15 protein-coding genes and 1 tRNA gene are annotated in these 21,694 nt (G+C 60.5%); 14 read left to right on the top strand and 2 right to left on the bottom strand.

What is annotated here, in order from left to right:
- The first annotated feature begins 167 nt into the window (after positions 1 to 167).
- From KF841_14030 to KF841_13985, 10 genes are all read left to right on the top strand, one after another.
- Positions 168 to 3,479 carry a VCBS repeat-containing protein gene (locus tag KF841_14030; GenBank protein MBX3396476.1) on the top strand — a complete coding sequence of 1,104 codons (3,312 nt, stop codon included), beginning with the start codon at positions 168 to 170 and terminating at the stop codon, positions 3,477 to 3,479.
- Positions 3,480 to 3,735: 256 nt separating this feature from the next.
- Positions 3,736 to 4,254: an Rrf2 family transcriptional regulator gene (locus tag KF841_14025; protein ID MBX3396475.1), complete on the top strand. Its 519-nt coding sequence runs from the start codon at positions 3,736 to 3,738 to the stop codon at positions 4,252 to 4,254.
- An 87-nt stretch (positions 4,255 to 4,341) separates the two neighbouring features.
- A complete protein-coding gene (locus tag KF841_14020; GenBank protein ID MBX3396474.1) occupies positions 4,342 to 4,674 on the top strand; it encodes an iron-sulfur cluster assembly accessory protein in 333 nt (110 codons plus the stop codon).
- A gap of 92 nt (positions 4,675 to 4,766) precedes the next feature.
- On the top strand, positions 4,767 to 6,218 hold the full coding sequence (gene sufB / locus KF841_14015; GenBank protein ID MBX3396473.1) for a Fe-S cluster assembly protein SufB: 1,452 nt from the start codon (positions 4,767 to 4,769) through the stop codon (positions 6,216 to 6,218).
- Between the two features lie 136 nt (positions 6,219 to 6,354).
- Complete coding sequence (gene sufC / locus KF841_14010) at positions 6,355 to 7,116, top strand: Fe-S cluster assembly ATPase SufC (protein ID MBX3396472.1); 762 nt, start codon at positions 6,355 to 6,357, stop codon at positions 7,114 to 7,116.
- 74 nt (positions 7,117 to 7,190) lie between these two features.
- Positions 7,191 to 8,588 (top strand): Fe-S cluster assembly protein SufD, encoded by a 1,398-nt coding sequence (gene sufD / locus KF841_14005; GenBank protein ID MBX3396471.1) that lies wholly within the window; start codon positions 7,191 to 7,193, stop codon positions 8,586 to 8,588.
- Positions 8,524 to 10,275: a SufS family cysteine desulfurase gene (locus KF841_14000; GenBank protein ID MBX3396470.1), complete on the top strand. Its 1,752-nt coding sequence runs from the start codon at positions 8,524 to 8,526 to the stop codon at positions 10,273 to 10,275. The genes sufD and KF841_14000 overlap by 65 nt, the downstream gene beginning before the upstream one ends.
- 32 nt (positions 10,276 to 10,307) lie before the next feature.
- Complete coding sequence (gene dapB / locus KF841_13995; protein ID MBX3396469.1) at positions 10,308 to 11,129, top strand: 4-hydroxy-tetrahydrodipicolinate reductase; 822 nt, start codon at positions 10,308 to 10,310, stop codon at positions 11,127 to 11,129.
- Positions 11,130 to 11,211: 82 nt separating this feature from the next.
- Positions 11,212 to 13,638 (top strand): tetratricopeptide repeat protein, encoded by a 2,427-nt coding sequence (locus KF841_13990; GenBank protein MBX3396468.1) that lies wholly within the window; start codon positions 11,212 to 11,214, stop codon positions 13,636 to 13,638.
- A gap of 150 nt (positions 13,639 to 13,788) precedes the next feature.
- Positions 13,789 to 13,862 (top strand) — tRNA-Arg (locus KF841_13985).
- 102 nt (positions 13,863 to 13,964) lie between these two features.
- Here KF841_13985 and KF841_13980 read toward each other — a convergent pair.
- Positions 13,965 to 15,008: a DUF89 family protein gene (locus KF841_13980; GenBank protein ID MBX3396467.1), complete on the bottom strand. Its 1,044-nt coding sequence runs from the start codon at positions 15,006 to 15,008 to the stop codon at positions 13,965 to 13,967.
- 195 nt (positions 15,009 to 15,203) lie between these two features.
- On the opposite strand from KF841_13980, the gene KF841_13975 reads away from it, so the two are divergent.
- The 4 genes from KF841_13975 (at position 15,204) to KF841_13960 (ending at position 19,714) form a co-directional block, all read left to right on the top strand.
- Positions 15,204 to 16,496: a HEAT repeat domain-containing protein gene (locus tag KF841_13975; GenBank protein ID MBX3396466.1), complete on the top strand. Its 1,293-nt coding sequence runs from the start codon at positions 15,204 to 15,206 to the stop codon at positions 16,494 to 16,496.
- Positions 16,497 to 16,655: 159 nt separating this feature from the next.
- Positions 16,656 to 18,536: an ABC transporter permease subunit gene (locus KF841_13970; GenBank protein MBX3396465.1), complete on the top strand. Its 1,881-nt coding sequence runs from the start codon at positions 16,656 to 16,658 to the stop codon at positions 18,534 to 18,536.
- Between the two features lie 162 nt (positions 18,537 to 18,698).
- Positions 18,699 to 19,151 carry a DUF4265 domain-containing protein gene (locus KF841_13965; GenBank protein MBX3396464.1) on the top strand — a complete coding sequence of 151 codons (453 nt, stop codon included), beginning with the start codon at positions 18,699 to 18,701 and terminating at the stop codon, positions 19,149 to 19,151.
- Between the two features lie 80 nt (positions 19,152 to 19,231).
- Positions 19,232 to 19,714: a hypothetical protein gene (locus KF841_13960; GenBank protein ID MBX3396463.1), complete on the top strand. Its 483-nt coding sequence runs from the start codon at positions 19,232 to 19,234 to the stop codon at positions 19,712 to 19,714.
- 8 nt (positions 19,715 to 19,722) lie between these two features.
- Here KF841_13960 and KF841_13955 read toward each other — a convergent pair whose 3' ends face one another.
- On the bottom strand, positions 19,723 to 20,850 hold the full coding sequence (locus KF841_13955; protein ID MBX3396462.1) for an aminotransferase class V-fold PLP-dependent enzyme: 1,128 nt from the start codon (positions 20,848 to 20,850) through the stop codon (positions 19,723 to 19,725).
- Positions 20,851 to 21,694: the final 844 nt, after the last annotated feature.

Here is a 21,694-nt window from a genome sequence, read left to right as displayed (position 1 = left end):
CGCCGCCGGCAACGGCGACTTCCAGCCCACTGTCAATCACGTCTGGTTTTCGGTCGTGTTGCGAGGCATATTGGCCATTACGCGACCTGAATGTGATTCTTTAGTTGGTCGATGTTCATCTGGAGGTATGGGCGTCGCTCGGACGATGCCCGTGGAGCGAGAAAGGCGTGAAAATCAACCGATTACTTCTGCTGCTCTGGCTTCTGCTCACAGCGTTGGTCGTACCGCGCGAGGCGACGGGCAACGACCTGACACCGGTGGTCGCCACCTTCAGCAGAAAGTCCGCGACGAGTCCTCGATATAGTACGCTGAGTGGTTCGAACTGGAGTTCCTCCGCCGCGATGCCAAGCGTCGGTCGCGAGCCGGCGTGGGTGGTCGCAAGAAACTGCCCGACCCGCAACGAAATCGCGTTCGGTTCGCTCGATTACGACGAGGACGTCAATCTGCTCTTCTTCAACGGCTCGACATGGAGCTCGCCAATCGAAGTCTGTTCGAATACGGGCCAGTTCGCCAAGCGCGCGTTTGATCTCGCTTACGAACAGGCGTCCGGGGATTTACTGGCCGCCTACTGGGCAGAGGACGCAGGCAAGAAGAAGGTTGGCTATCGCACCTATTCCGGCGCTTCGGTTTCGTCCGAGTCATTTCTCACGCTGCCGGAAAGCAATCAGGTTTGGTTCATCAGCCTGACGCCGCAGCCGGATAGCAACGAAATCATGCTGCTCGCAGGTAATTCAAACGGCAAGTTGTACGCCGCCATCTGGAATGGCGCGAGTTTCGGGTCGGTCACCACGATTGAGACGAACTCCGTCAAGGATTACGAGAGTTTCGCCGCGGTGTACGAGTCCAAATCCTCAAACTGTCTGATCGCCTATTCCAATGCGTCGAGCAATCAGCCGCGTTCGATCAAGTGGAATGGCAGCACATGGTCGTCGGTTACGAACATGCCCTCGGTCGGCTCGCAGCCTCGATGGATTCGGCTGGCAGCCGACCCGACCTCCAACAAGGTCATTTGCGGCATTTTGACTGGCGGCTCCGAATATTGGGCGAACGCGTGGAGCGGCAGCGCATGGGGTTCCGCGACTGAGATCGAGTCGAAGGCGCCGTTTAATGATCGCCGGGCCTTCGATGTCGCGTTCGAGCCCTGTGGGAGCACCGGTCTGTATGTGTATTGCAAGGATGCCGGCGCAAACTCCCGTCGGGCGCGCACTGCCACCTGGAACGGGAGCTCATGGCAGTGGGACGGGGGTTCAGGATCCGATCTGGCCGATAATCTCCAGGTCGTTCAGTTGGTGCCGAATTCGGCTGCCGGAGAGATCATCGTCGCGATCTCTGACGAGACGAACAACCTGAACATGGCGCGATGGTCGGGCGGATCGCTCGGCTCTTTCTCACAGTTGGAGACCAGCCTCGGAGGCTCAAACGCGACCGAACGGTACATGATCGCGGCGCCGACTGCATCATGTCTGATTCCCGCGAATACACCCTATGTCAACGACTTCGAGGGCAGCGTGGGGCCGGAGTGGTCGAATACGACGGTGACGAATAACGCCACGTTCACGAAATTCCTCGGTCAGCACCGGAACAACTCGGTGAAGCTGGCATTGAATACGACGCCGGGCACGGTTTACTCACTGACATTCGATCTCTACGCGATTGATTCATGGGACGGAACGCCGGGGCCTTATGGTCCCGACGCATTTCAGGTCAGCATGGATGGAACGATAATCTTCAATCATACGTTCATCCACGATTCCGGCTGGATTAACGATGGCTACTCCTATCCATACCCTCCGGACCAGAGCGGGCATTACGGCTTCAGCAGCAATTGGAAGGACGGCATCTTCCGCACGGTGGAAGTCGTGTTCACGGCGTCATCCAGTGTCACGACGCTGGCGTTCATGGGGGCGTTGACGGACGAATCCGGTGGCGGGATGGCTGACGAATCCTGGGGAATCGACAACGTCAGCGTGAAAAGCGCCCGGTTCATCGATGTGTCATCCGCTACGGGCTTCGCGGTGTCGTCCTCGTCAAATGCCGACACCTTCGCCGCGGCCGCTCACTGGGGCGACTTCGACGGCGACGGTGACTTGGACGTGATTCTGACCGGCAACACCGCGAAATTTCTGACCAATAACAACGCCGGAGTCGGCTTTACAAGTGCCACGTTCGGCGGCGGCAACAATTATCGCCAGGGCGCGCTGCTCGATATCAGCAATGACGGTCACCTTGATTTCTGGATCTCGTGTGCGAACTCCGGCTATGACACGGAACGGCTGTATACCAATAACGGCTCCGGCGGCCTGTCCAGCGCAGGAAACGCCGGATTCTCCGCGCCGACGAACAACGAAGGCGTCGCGGCCATCGACGTGAACCGCGACGGCTGGATCGATATCGTGCAGTGTTCGGAGAACGGCAACTACATCGGACTCAATCAGGGTGGCACATCGGTGTCACTGGTCGGTACGAACGGGTCCGGGTACGGACTTCATACCTCGGGCAATTTCGGCAATGGAGATTTCATCAGCGCCGGAGATGTCAACAACGACGGGTATGTGGACCTCTTCTATCATTACTCCGGCGGCAAGCTGTTCGTGTCCAAGGGCGAAGGCACCTACGCTCGCAACAACTATGGCATCTCCGTCGTGACCGGGAATGACAAAAAGATCGGTTCGGCCTGGGCGGACTATGACAATGATGGTGATCTGGATCTCTATGTGCCGCGCTTTGAGAAAGGATACAGCGGATATCTGTGGCGAAACAATGTGAACTGGGCCACGCTGAGCGGGACATTTGCGAACATCAACGGCAGCTCCGGAGTCAATCTCAATCCCGGTGTGGGTTCCAATGGCGCAACCGGCATGAGGACGTGCGCCTGGGGTGACCTTGATAACGATGGTGATCTTGATCTGGTCATTGCCGGCCCCGAAGGCAAGCTGCTTGTCCATGAGAACCAGGGTGACGGCACGTTCAAACGCATCGGAGCTGGTCTTCGGGCAACAGGCGATATCATGGATGTCGTCTTTGTGGATTATGACAACGACGGCGATCTGGATCTCTCCGTCACGCGCGTCGGTGCGTCCGCGATGCTCTTTCAAAATCAGACCAACAATGCGGACTACTTGAAGGTCCGATTGATTGGCCGCGGAGAGGGTGCGACGAACTGCGCGGCTGTGGGCGTGCGAGTGGAATTGTGGAGCGCGAGCGGAAAGACCTATCTCGGGCGCCGGGATATCGGCACGGCCCGAGGCTTCTCTGGCACTGAGCCACTTTGGGCCCATTTCGGCGGTGTGAATCCGAACACCTCGTACAAGCTGAAGATTTACTTCGATAGCCGGTCTGTAACCGATCCATATGTGGTGAGCGTGACGCCCTCTGCCGCGAGCACGACGATCGGCGCTCGCGTCATCCCCCAGATGATCACAATCACCGAGCCGAACCCGAAGAAGCGCGTGATGTCCTGGTCGGAATTGCGCAACTGACGACCAGACGAGCACTTCAGCAACGACGGTCGCGGTGGAGCCCTCGGGCACCGGCTGTCGGAATCTGCCGACTGCCTCGCCAGCGTCTGAACCGGGCTGCCGCTGAACCAATTCAGCCGCTTTCAAATCATGTCCAGCCGTTGATCAAACCGCGCCTTGAATGCGTACCGGTTCGGTACTATATTGTCTCAGCTCTTGGGTTTTGGGATGGCCGGTTGTCGGCCGCTGATCCGAGGGTTCCTGAAATGGGTTTGACGTGTTTGCGCTAACCCGAAAGACGGATTACGCGATCATTGCGCTGGCCCATTTGGCGCAGAATCGTGACCGGCTGTGCACGGCGCGGGAGATTGCTGAGAAATTCCGCGTTCCGACCGCTCTGTTGATGAACGTGCTTAAGACGTTGAGCCAGAGCGAGTTGGTTCGATCGATTCGTGGTGCCAAAGGCGGCTATTCGCTGGCGAAAAGTCCCGACGCTGTCACGCTATCGGCAATCATCCAGGCGATTGAGGGGCCGATCCGCTTCGTGCAGTGCTCAAATCATTCGCCGATGCCTGATCCGGTGTGTGAGCTTTCCGAGCTGTGCCCCGTGAAGTTGCCGATTCAGCGCATCCAGGCCCGGCTGGAGAATTTCCTCCTGCAAGTCACGCTGGCTGAGATCGTCCGTGATGCGAAGGATCCCCAATCCGCCGCGACACTGACGGTTCACGGCAGCGAGTGCAGGTCGGCCGCATGTCGAACCAGCGAGGTGACCGGCGGCGCGGCCGTTGAGGTGTGAATGAAAGCAGCGGGCTCGCGTTGGCGCGGGCCCTGAGTGGATGTCGTCGCCGCCCAGCAGGCGGCGTGACGCGAGGAGAAATCGACGATGCCGATTGCACTGACCGAACGAGCGGCTGCCGAAGTCAAGACGATCATTGCGGACCAGAAGCTGGACAATGAAAAGACCTACTTGCGTGTCGGAGTCAAAGGCGGAGGCTGCAGCGGATTTTCATATACGCTCGATCTGACCGAGGCACGGAACGAGAACGATGAGGAATGGGACGTTCACGGCGTAAAGGTGATCTGCGATCCCAAGAGTCAGATCTACCTGGATGGCGTCGCCGTGGATTTCAAGGATGAGGTGATGGGTCGGGGCTTTGTGTTCAACAATCCCAACGCGACGCACACCTGTGGATGCGGCAGCAGCTTCAGCGCCTAGACATCGGCCGTGACCGGATCGGGTCGGCGACTGATGCCGCGCGGACCTGATTAACCACACCGGCGAGCGGCGAGATTGGGAGTATCGGCTTAATGAGCAGCGGTTCCACCGAGACACTGAATAAATGGGCCTCGCAGGAGTACAAGTACGGCTTCGTGACCGACATCGAAGCCGATGCTGCTCCCAAGGGCCTCAACGAGGACATCGTTCGCTTCATCTCCGCGAAGAAAGAAGAGCCGCAGTGGCTCCTCGACTGGCGGCTGAAGGCGTATCGCCATTGGCTGACGATGAACGAGCCGAATTGGGCGAATCTGAAATACCCGAAGATTGACTACCAGGACATCATTTACTATTCAGCGCCGAAGCAGCAGAAAGACCGCCCGAAGAGTCTGGACGAGGTCGATCCGCGGCTGCTTGAGACGTATGAGAAGCTCGGCATTCCACTGAACGAGCGGGCGGCGCTGGCGGGAGTCGCGGTCGACGTCGTTTTCGACAGCGTGTCAGTCGGTACGACGTTCAAGGAGAAGCTGGCCGAGCTGGGCATTATCTTCTGCTCATTCACCGAGGCGGTTCACAATCATCCCGAACTGGTTCAGAAGTACCTCGGATCGGTGGTGCCGATCACGGACAATTTCTTCGCTACATTGAATTCCGCTGTTTTCAGCGACGGCTCTTTCGTCTTCGTGCCCAAAGGCGTGAAGTGCCCGATGGACTTGTCGACCTACTTTCGAATCAATGCCCAGAGCACGGGGCAGTTCGAGCGGACGCTGATCATCGCCGAGCAAGGCGCAAGCGTCAGCTACCTGGAGGGCTGCACAGCGCCGATTCGCGATGAAAACCAGCTGCATGCGGCCGTCGTGGAACTCGTTGCGCTCGATGACGCATCGATCAAATACTCCACCATTCAGAACTGGTACCAGGGTGATAAGGATGGCAAGGGCGGAATTTACAATTTCGTCACGAAGCGGGGCAAGTGCCAGGGCCGGCGATCGCATATCTCGTGGACGCAGGTTGAAACGGGATCGGCCATCACCTGGAAATATCCGAGCTGCATTCTGCAGGGCGATGATTCGGTGGGTGAGTTTTACTCCGTCGCGCTGACCAGCCGCCGGCAGCAGGCCGACACCGGCACGAAGATGATCCACATCGGCAGGAACACGAAAAGCTACATCATCAGCAAGGGTATTTCGGCGCAGCGCGGCCAGAACACCTATCGTGGCGGGGTGAAGATCAATCGCGGCGCGGATAACGCGCGCAACTTCACCCAGTGCGACTCGATGCTGATCGGCAGCGAGTGCGGAGCGCATACCTTCCCTTACATCGAGGTCAAGAACAGCACGGCTCACATGGAGCACGAAGCCACCACGTCGAAGATCGGCGAGGATCAGCTGTTCTACTGCAATCAGCGCGGCATCCCGACAGAAGCCGCGGTGGGGCTGATCGTGAACGGATTCTGCAAGGAAGTGTTTCGTGAGTTGCCGATGGAGTTCGCCGTCGAGGCGCAGAAGCTGCTCGAAGTGTCGCTCGAAGGAAGTGTCGGCTGAGGACGTTTGCCCCGCGTGGAACCCGGTGGGATTTAAATCGAATGGAAAACAGGCCTGTGCGCCCGGCGCAATCGGGATGCCTGAGACGGGCCTCTGAGGACCGCGGCGATTTATGATCGCGGCGATGGGATCTGACATGCTGGAAATCAAGAATCTGCACGCAACGATTGACGATCATGAAATCCTCAAGGGCATCGACCTTGTCGTTAAGCCCGGCGAGGTGCATTCGATCATGGGGCCGAATGGCAGCGGAAAAAGCACGCTGGCGTCGGTGCTCGCGGGAAACGAACAGTACGAAGTCACCGAAGGGCAGGTGATTTTCAACGGGCACGACCTTCTCGCGATGCCGCCGGAGGAGCGCGCGTGGCTCGGCGTGTTTCTCGCGTTTCAGTATCCGGTCGAGATTCCTGGCGTCAGCACGACGTATTTCCTCAAGGCCGCGATCAATGCGATGCGCAAGAGTAAGGGGCAGCCGGAAATCGACGCCAACGAGTTTCTAAATCTGGCACGCCAGAAGATGAAGCTGGTGGATCTCGATGACAAGCTCATGACTCGCGCGATCAATGAGGGATTTTCCGGCGGCGAGAAAAAACGAAACGAGGTCTTCCAGATGGCCATGCTGGAGCCGAAGCTCGCGATCCTCGACGAGACCGACTCCGGACTCGATATCGACGCGCTGAAGATCGTCGCCAAGGGCGTCAACGGTCTGCGCGGCCCGGATCGCTCATTTATTGTCGTGACCCACTATCAGCGGCTGTTGCAGTACATCGTGCCGGATTTTGTGCACGTGCTCGTGGACGGCCGAATCGTCAGGAGCGGCGACAAGGAATTGGCGTTCGAGCTGGAAAAGAGCGGATATGTCGGCATGGTGAAGGATGTCGCCCAGCCCGTTGGCTGATGGCTGAGCGGAAGACTGCATACCGCCTGCGATGGTCGGCGGCTCGAGAACGAATCGACGTGAAGAGGCATTGAATGATCGAAACCCGCACAGGTACAGACGCATGGCTTGTCGACTTCGAGCAGGCCGAGGCGAACGCATCGGATGCGTTTCGCGCGGTTCGAAAGGCCGCATTCACCGCATTTGGGAAGCTCGGTTTTCCGACGCTGCGCGACGAGGAATGGCGATTTACCAATGTCTCCCCGATCGCCCGGACCGCATTCGAGCGTGCCGCACCGCCGGCATCGCCGGTCGAACCGGGTGAGTTGCGTGATTATCGCTTCGGTGAGCCGGAGGATCAGCTGTTCGTTGTCGTCAACGGTCGATTTGAGCCGGCGCTCTCGTCGCGGAAGCCGATCGAGGGCGGAATCGTCGTATGTAGTCTCGCCGCGGCCGTCACGTCGCATCGATCGCTCATTGATTCGCACCTGGCGCGGCACATCGACGGGCGGACCGAGGCCTTCTCGGCGCTGAACACCGCCTTCCTTGACGACGGCATCTTTGTTCATGTGCCGCGCGGCGCGGTTTCAAAAACGCCGATTCACCTGATGTTCGTGACGGTTCCCGGAGCGCAGCCGGCCGTGACGCATCCACGCCTGCTGGTTGTGGCGGACGATCACAGCCAGGCGACGATCGTCGAGACGCACGCGGGCCTGTCCGATGCGACGTATCTTACCAACAGCGTGGCGGAGTTCGTGCTCGCCGAGAATGCGATCATCGACCACTACAAGGTGGAGCGCGAGAGTGACAGCGCCTATCACGTCGCGACGCGTCATGTGCAGCTCGACCGCAGCGCGAATATGTCGTCACACACGCTGTCGTTCGGCGGCGGCCTCGTTCGCAACAATGTCCATGCCCATCTCGGCGGTGAAGGCTCGAACTGCATGTTCAATGGCCTGTCCGTTCTCCGCGGCAGTCAGCATGTGGACAACCATCTGCGAGTCGAGCACGCCAGCCCCCATTGCAACAGCTGGGAATATTACAAGGGCATCCTCAGCGATCAGTCGCGCAGCGTCTTCACCGGGCGAATCATTGTCCACCCGGGAGCGCAGAAGACCGATGCGAAGCAGTCCAACGCGAGCCTGCTGCTTTCGCGGGAGGCTTCGGTCGACACAAAGCCCCAGTTGGAGATTCTGGCGGACGACGTAAAGTGCACCCACGGTGCGACGGTCGGTCAGTTGGACGATGAGGCGATCTTCTATCTTCGCACCCGTGGCGTGAACATCGATGCCGCCAGGAGTCTGCTGATCTACGCGTTCGCAGGCGAGAGTATCGGTCAGGTTCGCGTGCCGGCGCTGCGGGACAGGCTTCAGAATCTGCTGGCTGCGCGGCTCGCGCACGGCGAGTCACTGACTTTTGGACGGCCATATGAGTACAGCGACGACTTCGTCGAACTCGTCCGAAACGCGGATCGACGACGCCACACTTCCTGACGTCCAGCGTATTCGCGCGGACTTCCCGATCCTTGCACAATCCGTGCAGGGCAGGAGGCTGGTCTATCTCGACAACGCCGCGACCACACAAAAGCCGCGAGCCGTCATCGATGCCACAACGCGATACTACGAGGAATACAATTCCAACATCCATCGCGGCGCGCACTCCCTGGCGGTCCGGGCGACCGATGCCTACGAAGCCGCCCGGCGAACAATGCAGGCGTTTCTGAATGCCGCCCGCGAAGAAGAAATCGTCTTCACGCGCGGAACCACCGACGGCATCAATCTGGTCGCGGCGAGCTACGGCCGGCTCGAACTCGGTCCGGGCGATGAAGTCCTGCTCACGCAGATGGAGCACCATTCCAACATTGTGCCGTGGCAGCTCATCTGCGAGCAGACGGGCGCGCGCATCGTCGCGGCCCCGATCAACGATCGCGGCGAGCTGATCTTCGAGGAATTCGAGAAGCGGCTGTCGGCCCGCACGAAGATTGTTGCCGTCACGCATGTGTCCAACGCGCTCGGAACGATCAATCCGATACGCTCGATCATTACGGCGGCGCACGCCGTCGGCGCGGTGGTCCTTGTGGACGGAGCGCAGGCCGTGGCGCATTCGAAGGTGGACGTGCAGGCCCTCGATGCGGATTTCTATGTCCTTTCGGCACATAAGCTGTATGGCCCCACCGGCATCGGCGTGTTATACGGCAAGTACGACCTGCTGAACCGGATGCCGCCGTATCAGGGTGGCGGTTCAATGATTCGCAGTGTCAGTTTTGAGAAAACGACATTCCTCGATCCGCCGCTCCGATTTGAGGGTGGCACCCCGAATATCGCCGGCGTGGTCGGCATGGCGGAAGGCGCGCGCTATCTTCAGTCAATCGGCGTTGAACGCGCCGCGCAGCATGAGCACGAGCTGCTCGAACTCGCGCACGCTCAACTCGGCGGCGTCGAAGGGCTTCGCATCATCGGTACGGCCGCTGAGAAGACGAGCATCATCTCGTTCGTTGTCGAAGGCATTCATGCTGACGATATCGGCCGCATGCTCGATCGTGAGGGCGTCGCAATTCGTGTGGGGCATCACTGCGCCGAACCCTTGATGAAGCGATTTGGCCTGTCGGCGACCGCTCGGGTGTCCTTCGCGGTTTACAACACGCGCGACGAGGTGGCGGCATTAGTCGCGGCGGTGCGCAAGGCGGTGAATGTGGCTCGTGGGTCCTGCGCCGTGCAGAAGGTCGAAGTGCGGCCGTCCGCCGAAACAATCGAGCAGACCCAGTCGCGAATCCTGAAGGAGTTTGAGAACTGCGGGGACTGGGAGGCGAAGTATCAGCGCATCATCGACATCGGTCGATCGCATCCGCACATTCCCGAGGAGCTCAAGCAGGATCGTTTGAAGGTGAAAGGCTGCCAGTCAACCGTCTGGCTGCATGCGAAACCCGAGAATGACAAGGTCGTGTTTGCGGCGGAGAGCGACTCTCTGATCGTCAACGGTCTGGTCGCGTTGCTGCTTCGCGTGTACTCCAATCGAACGCCGGAAGAGATCATCGGAACCGAGCCGCATTTCATCGCGGACATCGGGCTGGCGGAGAATCTGTCGCAGGTACGATCGAATGGTCTTGCCGCGATGGTTCGCGATATCAGGAACTACGCCGTCGCTCTCAAGCAATTCATGGCGCTTCGAAAGAAGGCGTGACGCGCTCGCCCGGGTCCGCCCGTCGCCTTAGAATGCCGGACATGGTCACCAGGATCGCAATGGCCGGCGCGGCCGGTCGAATGGGTCGCCGTATCATCGCCCTTGCGGCGGACGATGCGACTGTCCGATTGGTTGCCGCGCTGGAAGGTGCCGGTAGCCCGGCGCTCGGCGAGGATGCCGGCGGGCTGGCTTGCGGCCGATCCTCGGGTGTGCCCATTTCACAAACGCTGGACGCTTCACCGGCCGACGTTCTCATCGAATTCACATCACCGTCCGGGACGCTTCATTGGCTCGATCTCTGCGTTGCACGCGGAATGCCGATTGTGATCGGCACAACGGGCCATTCGACGGATCAGCTTGCGCGAATCAAGCAGTCCGCATCCAGGATCGCAATCATCAAAGCCGCCAACATGAGCGTCGGAGTGAATGTGCTGTTGCGCGCCGTTCGAATGCTCTCCCAGACGCTCGACCTGTCATACGATGTGGAGATCGTCGAGTCGCACCATCGCTTTAAGGCCGATGCACCGAGCGGCACGGCGCTGGCGCTGCGCGATGCCGTGCTCGATGGCAGGCGCGATGCCGGGAATGAGGCCTCGCCCATTGTGTACGGCCGCCATGGTCATGCCACCGAGCGACCGGCGGGCGAGATCGGAATTCACGCCCTGCGCATCGGCGACACCGTGGGCGAGCACACCGTCGCATTCGGCAATCTCGGCGAGACCATCACGCTGAGCCACTCGGCGCATTCACGCGACACCTTCGCTATCGGCGCGCTGCGCGCTTCGAAGTGGATCGTCGGTCGGCCACCCGGACTCTACAACATGCAGGACGTACTGTTCGGCGGCGAACAATGACGGCAACCGCTGCGGCCGCGTTGGGATTTCTGGCAACCAATCTCCCGAGCGATGATCGCACGCAAGAATCATCGGTGAACTGATGCGGAGGACCGACGGATATCTGCTGATCGGAGTTCTGATCGTTGGCGCGGCCCTGCGCATCGGGTATCTGGCCGAATTTGCGCGCGGACCAGATTTTGCGTCGCCCGGTGTGGACGCGGAGTTTCACGACTACTGGGCACGCGGCATGGCGACCGGCGACTGGACACCGCCGGCGGACTATGAAAATCCGAATATTCAGGGCACTCCTTTTCTTCGCCCCCCGGGCTATCCCTACTTTCTCGCCGCGATCTACCGCTGCTTCGGCACAGGCTATCTCATGCCGCGTGTCGTGCAGATGGCGCTCGGCCTGGCCGGCGCGGCGCTGGCTTTCATTGTGGGTCGGCGGTGGTTCGGCCGTGTGACAGGTGCCGTATGGGCGGCATTGATGGCGGTCTATTGGGCGTTCATCTACTTCGAGGCCGAGTTCCACGCCCCGGTCCTGATGATTTTTCTGACGCTGACGTTGACTTTCGCAATGGGTCGCTGGGCCGAAAAACCCTCACCGGGCCGAGCCGCCCTGAGCGGCGTGTTGTTCGGCCTCTCTGCACTCGTGCTTCCGAATGTGCTGTTGTTCGGACCCTTTGCCTTCGGGTGGATGCTCTTCGTCACCCGCCGTCGTGCCGCGGCGCCGCCGACAGCGATTTTGAACGATCACGGCCGTACGGCTTGTCGAGAGGATGTGCCGGTCTCCCCCTTTCTCCGGGGACTGCTGCACGCCATCGTGTTTTCGGTCGCGGCTGCGGCTGCGATCTCGCCGGCAACAATTCGTAACTACCGCGTCTGTGGTCAGTTCATTCCAATTACCACGAATGCCGGGATCAATCTCTACATCGGCAATCACGATGGAGCCGAGGGGTATTGCCTCGTGGAGATTCCCGAGCTGGGCAGGTTTGAAACCTGCTTCGACTATCCCGCGCTCGTGCGGCGCCTCACCGCAAAGCTCGGTCGGCCCCTGTCCGATCCCGATGTGGATCGGTACTTTCGGGATGAGGCCATGCGGTTTATCCGTGAGCACCCCGCCGAGTTCGTCCGGCTGACTCTCCGCAAGGCCCTCATGTTCTGGGGGCCGTCTGAGGTTTCGCATAACAAGGAGGACGAACTGGAGCGTCGACATTACACGGCGCTGCATGTCGTGCCGATAGGGTTCGGATTCGTGTTTGCGACGGCGGTGGCCGGTGTGGCCGTATTCGTGATTGGCAGGCGGGGATCGAAGGAAGCGCTGCGGAGGATCCGGGGTGTCGAGACTGTTCGATCATCGCGGAGCATCAAGGATGACACGAGCGGACCTACGGAGATCGGAGCGGCTCTGCAACTGCCGCTGCCGCGGGCGATTGCGGGTCTGATGCTGCTTTATATTGTCTCGTTCTTTCTATCCATACTGCCGTTTTTCAATGCCGGACGATACCGAGTTCCGATTATTCCTTTTCTGCTATTTTTCTCCGCGATTGGCGCAGCGAGTGTCATGGAATTCGCGACGCGGCGCCGCGCTGCGGCGTTCGGCGTCGTCGGCGTCTGTGCGGCCGCCTGTCTGGCGATGGTGCTTTGGCCGTTCCGGCATGAGCCGGATGTATCGAACTGGCATTACGCGCGCGGTCTGTGTCTGTCTCGAACGAATAGGCCGGAAGTCGCCGTGAAGGAGTATGAGGCGGCGATTCGTGCCGACAGTGCCAACGCAAAGGCACACTACAATCTGGGACTGCTGATGCAGGCGCGCGGCGATCTGGCCCTCGCGGCGGCGCATTTCGACGCCGTCGCCGCGACCGGACAGTACCAGCTCGAATCCCAGCGGCAGCAGGCCCGCATCCTGTACCAGGCCGGCCGTCTTGATGATGCGGCCGCGCTGCTCGAATCGCTCGCGGCCGCCGTGCCGGACGATGCCGATTCGGTCCTGATGCTCGCCGCCGTTCGAATGGACCAGCATCGCTGGGATGATGCGGCGGCCTGCTATCGCCGGTTGGTGGCCCTGCGTCCGGACGATGCGGATCTCAGATACAACCTCGGATCAATCTTGTCGGATGCGGGCCGAACGGAGGAATCCGTCGATTCCTATCGAGCCGCGATCGCACTGAAACCCGCATTCTTCGAGGCGTATAACAACCTTGCCGCCGCGCAGGTGCGATTGAATCGACTGGACGAAGCGGCTTCCGCGTTTCGATCCGCCGTGGGTGTCAATCCCGGCTCGCGCGAGGCCAGACTGAATCTGGCCTATGTACTCGGGCGGCTCGGAAGGCACGACGAGCGAGTTGCGATACTCTCCGATTGGCTCACCCAATACGGCGACGATATCGAAATACGCCTGCGGCTCGGTGATGCGTTGCTTGATGCCGGGCGTCCGAATGACGCGGTCCCTCACTTCGAGGCCGTCCTGCGTGCTGATCCCGGAAATGCAGCGGCGACGGAGCGGCTGGCGAATCTACGCTCGTGATCGCCGCAGGTGCGTCGACGTTGGCGGCCGCTTGTCGATCGGGACGATATCGGCTACGTTAGAATCTTCAGATTGGGACTGCATCGCGGTCGTCGGGGACAAATGCCGGGCGGCATTGGAACTCATCAGATCGTGATCCGCCCGCTGAATGCGCCTGTAGCTCAATTGGACAGAGCACCGGTCTTCGGAACCGGGGGTTGGGGGTTCGAGTCCCTCCGGGCGCGGTCTTCGAAGAACACATCCCTCCGGCGATTTTCAACGGTCTCCCCGATGTGGACACCGGTCCGCTCGGCGATGAACCGCGCAGACACGAGTCTCGCCATCTGTCATTTCTTTGGCGCCTCGAACCGAAAGACGGGTTCGAACAACTCGACACCGAGAATCTCGGCCACCATCGAATCCTTGACCAGCGCGATCTTCAGCGTATCGATTGAAAACCGCGCATCGTAGTTACTTTCGATCGCCCGGCCCATGCCTTCAAGCACGAGCAGATCACTCTCCGCTGCCGCATCACAGCACGCCCGGCTGAGTTGCCCGAGATCGATCAGCGGCGACATGCAGCCCGACGCCACCACGCGAACGCCGTGAATCAGTGACGCATCGATTCCTCGCAGGCGATCGAGCAGCACCGACAACTCCGCGGCCGTCACGTCGTTCAGCGCCGGTGCGCTGTTGGCGGCAAGGACAACTTGCGTTCCGCGCCGGCATAGCTCGCGAACGAACGGCATGACGCCCAGCACGATGTCCGGCCCCGCGTTGTCGACGAAAAAAAGGCACTGCCGATATCGATTCGATTCGATGCGATGCAACCATGCGTCCAGATCGTCCACGGCCCACGGTCTGGAACGGACACGCGACCGCGCCGTCGCAAAATCAACGCCGCCGTCTCGCGCGAATGCGGCAACCGCCGCCTTCGAGCCCATGTCGAACAGATTCCCGGCGAACAATCCCCGGATCAACTCGATGTGACGCTGTCCGGGGACCATCGCATCCAGGTCGGCCACCACCTTCGGATACTGGCGAATGGCGATCTCGTTCTCACGCAGCTTCAATTCGTGAAACGGGTCGCCGAACGAGAATTCCGCCAACTTCTCGTCGCGGTATCGTGTCAATTCCAGTACGGTGAGACAGCCGCGCGCGTCGGGCTGCGCGCGAAGCCGATTGATTCCGTCCAGATAGGCTTCGCGAAACGCATGCCATGCGGGGCATTGATCCAGCCGACTGCCGTTGACCGGCAGCGCCGCAAGCGTGTCGATGTGCCGTTCAAAGAGCGAAAGCCAGTACTCTCGCACGCGATCACCGTCGGTCAGCAGGTCCTGAATGCACGGGCGATATCGCCCCGGATCGACGATCAGTGGAAGCATCGGCATGCGGACAGGTTCTCCATGCGACGCTCGAATTCGGCGCAGCGGGTTGATACGTCGGCGACGGGTGGGGCCTGGCGACTTCGTCCGGGTCCGCACCTGACCTGCCTTGAGAGTATAATTGATGATTAAGCCGGGAGGTGGACTTTGATGCACTGTATCACCCATTGCCGGTTCGCCATCGTCGCGGAGCGAATTCGGATGATCGACCAAATCATACCGTGCAGCGCTTTCTCCGGATCGAATCGGCGGTCGGGCAATGTGATTCGTGCGACGACACTGCTTGTCGCCGGTCTCGTCTCAATGTGGGCCGCGTCCGCGTCCCGGGCCGACATTTTCGTGACAACCTCCGGCGACGAAATCGAAGCGGAGCTTCTCGAGGATCTTCCGGAGGCGTACCGGCTTCGCACGCGGCTGGGCATTGTCGATCTCGAAAAAGACCGCGTGACGAAGATCATCGCGAAGCGCTCGCCGTGGGCCATGTATGAGCAGCGACGCAAGAAATGTGCCAGCACCGCGGACGCTCATTTCAAGCTGGCCCAATGGTGCGATCGGCACGATCTGGGTACCGAAGCTCGCGATGAGTTGGAGCGTGTGATTCAGCTCGACCCGAATCATGCCGCCGCGCGCGAAAAGCTCGGCTATGTCCGGGATGACAAGGGCCGCTGGAAAAAGCCCGGGTCGGCACGCGCGCCTTCCGAACAGGAACGCCGCGAGCGTCGGCAGGCGGCCGAAGAAGACCGGCTCGTCCGAAAACTGGTCACGAGCTGGTTCGTGAAAATCAAGGCGCTTCACAAAGGCCGGCTCGGCGGTGCCGGCGGTACCCATCAAGCGGATCTGTTCAAGGACGGGCGCGAACAGATACTCGCCATTCGCGATCCCCTGGCAATTCCGGCGCTGGCGGGCGTCCTCAGCACCGGCCAGGTCGAGACGCGGTTGCTGATGGTGGAATCGCTCTCACGGTTTCCCGAGGACGAGGCCACGATGAATCTGCTGGTTGCGTCGCTCCTCGATCCCGCGGCGACGGTACGAAGCAGCGCCGCGGCAGCGCTCCGCCCGCGTGATGACGACCGCGTGGTGCACCGGCTGGTGAATGCCCTGTACAGCGACGAAGAAGCGATGATCCGCCATGCGGCCGTCGCGTTAGGCGTGCTCAAGGCCGGTTCGGCTGTTGAGGATCTGATCAATGTTCTGTCAAAGGAGACCCGTCAGAAGGTGTCCGTTGCGCGGCCCGTGTTCCTTGACGGCGTGCGCTGCGAGTTTGGCGGAATCATTCGCTATCACTCAGGCACGAGGCTGCTTCGATATCAGCCGGCGACGATCGGGTGTCTTGGTCCAGGCACTCTGATCGGGACGATCCAGACCGTTGAGACGCAGACACTCATGGTTCACCGGACCGAGGTGCAGGAGGCGCTCATCGCCATCACTGGGCAGAACTTCGGCTTCGACGCCTCTGCCTGGCGAAACTGGCTGGCCGGGCAAAAAGGCCCCTGACGGCCGGCCACACTTCGTTCGGCTTGTTCGAGGCGATTGGCGGGGCTAACATCGTATCCGGAACTTTGACCGTGCCTGCCCGGCCGAACGACCTGCGGCTTCACCAGCCTGATCGAAGGGGGAACGGGCGGACTACTTTTTGCAACTGCGCTTCATTCAATGGCCGGTGCACTCTCAGACTTTGGCCGATGGTTCTGGCGGCTCGTTCCCGCAAATCCGATCTTCCTGCGCGTCGTGCTCGCCGGAGGTCGGCGAGATCGGCATTTCTGGATCCGCACGGGCTATCTGTTCGTTCTCGGGGCCGTCACGATCCTGGGTGTTTTGCTGACCCATCCCGGCGCCAATGCGTCGCTCGCCGTGCTGGCCAAGAGTGCGACATCCGTCTTCAAATGGGTCTCGTTGATGCAGCTCTTCATGATCTGCGTCATTGCTCCCGTTTTTGCGGCCGCGGCAATCACGCAGGAGAAGGACTCCCAGACATTCAACGTGCTGCTGTCCACCCCGCTGTCCAATGCCCAGATCGTTCTGGGCTCATTGCTCAGCCGGCTTTATTTCGTGCTGGTACTGTTGATAGCAGGCATCCCGCTCTTCTGCATCCTGATGGTCTATGGCGGCGTCACCGGCGACAAGATCGCGCAGTCCATCTTCCTCTCTGCCGCGACGGCGCTCATCACCAGCACGCTTGCAATCGCCATCAGCGTCATCAAGATCGGAACGGGCCGTACGATTTTTTCTTTTTATCTCGCAATCGCCACCTATTTGATTTGCGTCTACGCCCTCGGGATACAGGACTGGTTCATTCCCCCGGAGTCGACGCCTGCTCCGGGACAGTTCAGCCGAATGAGCTGGCTTGCCGCATTTCATCCGTTTCTCGCGATGCGCGTGGTGCTGGGTGAAACGCCCGCGCCAGATATCGGCGCCGTTTCGCATTATGGCTTTCCGATCAAGCAACTGCTCGCTTATCCGCAGTACGCGTTCATGACGCTCTCGGCAATCGCCTCCGTGTTTCTGTTGGCGGCGAGTCTGTGCTTCGTTCGGCGCGGTCTGAAGGAAGGAGAACCCTCTTTCTTCTCGAAGCTGTTTCGCCGGGAACCGCCGGAGAGCATTACGCCGAACGAGCGGCAGCCCGCGGAGGAGAATGCCCCCAACCGGGGACGCAAACCACGCCACGTCCTGCGCAATCCCATCGCCTGGCGCGAATCCGTGACCGGTGCGGCGCAGGGGGGCGGCAGTTTGACGCGAATCACGCTGCTGGCTGTTGGCATGGCCTCGGCACTGCTGTTGGTTGTGCTGTACGCCAATGGCGCAATGTCCTTGATCGAGGTGAAGGCCTGGCTTTACACCCTCGTCATGATTGAGGTGGGAATCGCTTTCTTCATCGCAACCACCACGGCCGCGACCTCCATGACCCGCGAGAAAGAGTCGAACACGCTGGAGCTGGTGCTTGCGACGCCGCTGACCAGTTCTCAGATCATCCATGGAAAGATTCGCGGGCTCGTCGTTGCCGCGGGTCCGCTGCTTTTCGTCCCGTATGCGTCGGTCGTGATGTTCATTCTGCGGGATCTGTTCGCCGGGAGGTTGTTCGGAGCGTCGAGTGAGCCGGTGGTTCACTGGGAGGCGCTGATTACCGTGCCCCTGTTGCTCGTCGCCTTCACGCTCTTTGCCTGCATGATCGGCCTGCGCGCATCCATTCGGCAGAAGAAGACCATCAATGCGGTCTTCACCGCGATGGCTGTTGTCCTGATGGTCTTCGGCGGGGCCTCGATATGCCCCTTCAGCACCTTGAGCGCCAATGCCGATGGCGGGTTGATTGCCGCATTCATGACGATCACACCCGTCACCGCCTTCGGCATCGTTCTCGATCCGGTGAACGCTGCATTCAGCGGCCGTACGATCAGCGCCGCTGAACTGGACAAGTACCGCGCCATTGCCTCGATCATGTCTGTCGTTGTCGCAGGCACCTACTTGCTGATCGGCGCGTCACTGCACAAGAATATGGTGCAGTCCTTTGACATGACGATTCGCAAACAGAGCGCTTAGCAGCCCACACACCCTCCCGTTGCATGGCCCATGTGACTATTCGCACGATTCGTAGGATTTTTCCTGAAGTGGGGCCTCCGACTATTGGATCCATAATTGGCCGCCGATAACATCTCCGCTTGACAGCCGAAACGGGCTGCAAACACGGGAGCAGATGATCGAATGCACCAGCCTCCGGAGCCCGGCCTCTTTGAAATTCATTTCCCGATCGATCGAGAAGATGATGGGGCAGCGGTTTCAAACTTCGAACCGCTCTGGGCCTCCCGAAACGACGATGGAACCTATAGCCTGCGGAACACGCCGTTCTTCGTCAGCGGTTACGCCAGGCTGGATGTGATCGAGGCGACGGAGCTTGACGGCCGCCTGATCTTCAAACGCCTCATTCGACCGTCCGGCCGAAGCACGATTCGTGTCACCTTCGAGGACGTCAGCCGAATCACCGGCATGTTGTCCGATATGGAACGCATGGGTTGTTTTCGCGAATTCCATGCCGCGGACAAGGTCTATGCGTTCGACATCCCCCTGTCGTCGGATCTGCGGGCGGTGGTCACCTACCTGAGCGTCGGAGAAGAGAACGGCTGGTGGTCGGTCGATCATGCCTGCGTCTTCCGATGATCGCGAATCGTCAGCGAAGCTCCGCGGACATGAACCCCCGGGTGATCCTCTCCGGCCTCGTGCGGATATAATCGCTCGTCATGCCTGAAGTGAAAGTCATCGGCATTCATCCCCTCGATTACTCGGACGAGCTGTTCGACGAGGCAGTGACGCGCGATCACGGGCTGATCGCGCTCAATCCCAATCGGACGGCGCGAGAATTCGCCGACTACGCGACCCGGCGCAACCTCCGAAGCATCGTGCTGGTGGAGATGCTCATTCGCGGCCGTGACAGGACGATGTACATCGGCGATTTCGGTCAGTCTTCCACCGGCGATCTGATCGGGCCGGATGATCCGGTCGCCTACGAAGAGGTGTACCTGTCACCCGACGGCGAGCACCGCATCGCGAATTATCTGGATCAGGTGCCGGGCAACGACGTGCGGGTTGCTTTCTACCTGCACGGCTATCGGCCCGATCGCCCCATCCTGACCAGCTACGGCGCGGCGGAAGCCCCACCGCTTACGGCGATGCCGTCTCGGCTGCGGCGACTCGCTCCCTATCGTCTGCCGCGCGGGAATTGAACGCCCGCTCAATGGCTCGGCAGATGCTCAATCAGTTGATCGATTTCGTCTTCGGAATTGTAGAAATGGGGACTCACGCGGATGCGGCCGAGGCGAGCCGCAACCACGGTGCGATATTCCTGGAGCAGGTGGTTCACGATGCGCGTGTGGTCGTGCTGATCCGACACGAAGGCGACGATGCCGCTCGCTTCAGTCGGCTCACGCGAACTGACCACGCGATAGCCCTTGTTCCGAACGCCGGCAACCACGCGGTCCGTCAGCGATCGAACGCGCTCCCAGACCTTGTCGATGCCAAGCGCCAGAATCCACTCGATGGACGCCCCCAGCGCCGCGATGCCTGCGAGGTTGTAGCTGCCGCAGTCGAACCGCCGGGCGTCATCGCGAAAGTCCATGTCATATTGGCCGAAAGTCATGGAGTTCTTCACGCTGAGCCATCCGACGGTCGTCGGCCGCAAGAGACCGAGCAATTCATGGCGGCAGTAGAACAGTCCCGCGCCCTCCGGACCGAGGAGCCACTTGTGCCCGTCGGCCGCCAGGAAGTCGATCTTCATGGCGCGGACATCGACAGGCATGACGCCGAGCGACTGAATGGCATCAACGAAAAAGAGCACGCCGCGCTCCTGGCAGATCGTGCCCAGTTTTGCCAGATCGGTGCGAAACCCGCTGCCGAACTGTACGGAGGAAATGGTGACAATGCGCGTTCGGTCGTCGATCAGCTCGACAAGCCGCTCCAGCGGAATGCGACCCTTGTCCTCCGGCACCATCTTCAGCGTCACGCCCTGTGCACGCAGATTCATCCACGGATAGATATTCGCCGGAAATTCCACGCCGGATGTCACAATATTGTCACCTCGGGAGAATTGCAGCCCGTTGGCGACCAGCGAAATCCCGTGACTCGTGCTCGGAATGAACGTGACTTCCTCGGCGTGACAATTGAGCAGCTTTCCCGCGACCAGACGCGTGCGCTTCGTGACCGGGTACAGCTCGCCGCGCGTGTGGCCGTGATGCTCGGCTTCGTCCGCGTATCGCCGCAAGGCCGCCGCGGCGCGGCCGGAGATCGGGCAGACCGCCGCGTGATTCAAGAAGTTGTAGTGCCGTGTGACCGGCATTTCGGCGCGAATGGCGTCGAGTTCCATCGTACGCTGCTTCCGTTCGTCGCTCGCCACTGGGCCGCTGAGGCCGCCGGCCGGGCGACGGTGTTTGTTCTCGCACACAGATCGATTGCCGCTTTGTCGCGATCGACTGTTAATGTAGTGTATTCCGATTCGCGGCGCGATTCCACGCGAATCCTTACTGCCTTATCGGCGAAAACAGCCGACTGGTCGCGGAATTCGCCCGCGACGGCGACAAGCCGCAATTCTCGGAAAACGCCTCTGTGGCTCTGCGCGCATCGTAAAAAAAATGGCGCACGACTTGCCTTTGACACACGGGGAGGAACAATACTTCAAGAGGCCCATAAGCAGCGCGGTCGGGCGACGACACCCAGCGTGAAGCCCCCGGCGCCATGCAACGCGAAGTGGATTTCTCATGCTCTCGGCCGTATCGAGCGCGGGTCGTATGCTCGAGCGCGGCTCGCGAGAGGGGCGAACGACCTCGCACGTCTCCCATCGCCCCCGTCGATTGTCGCCAAGTACTCTGGCGGCCGTCGCGCAACGAAACGAACAACTTGTGGAAAGAGGCGTTCTATCGCGCGATTCCCGCGCCATCCCGGCGGCCAGACCGGCCGGGATCGGGGCGGTCCGCGCGAGAGTAAACGAACTTCCAGCAGGGAGTCGCGAGATGGTGTGCGCATCGCAATCAATCGTGTACCGGAGGGTGGGTACGCATCCGCATGACGCGCCGTCGAGCGACTTTCTGCTGATTCAGGATGCCGTCCGATGCGCCTGCAAGGACGCCGCCGCGCGTCATGCATCCGAATCGCATCGCACGCCCGACAGGGGCGTACACGCTGCGAGATCGCGGACGGACGCGGCGAATGTC

Source organism: Phycisphaerae bacterium (genome assembly GCA_019636475.1).
Taxonomy (GTDB): Bacteria; Planctomycetota; Phycisphaerae; order UBA1845; family UTPLA1; genus JADJRI01.
The sequence above is the reverse complement of the archived record's forward strand: the minus strand, read 5'-3'. Positions and strand labels throughout refer to the sequence as shown.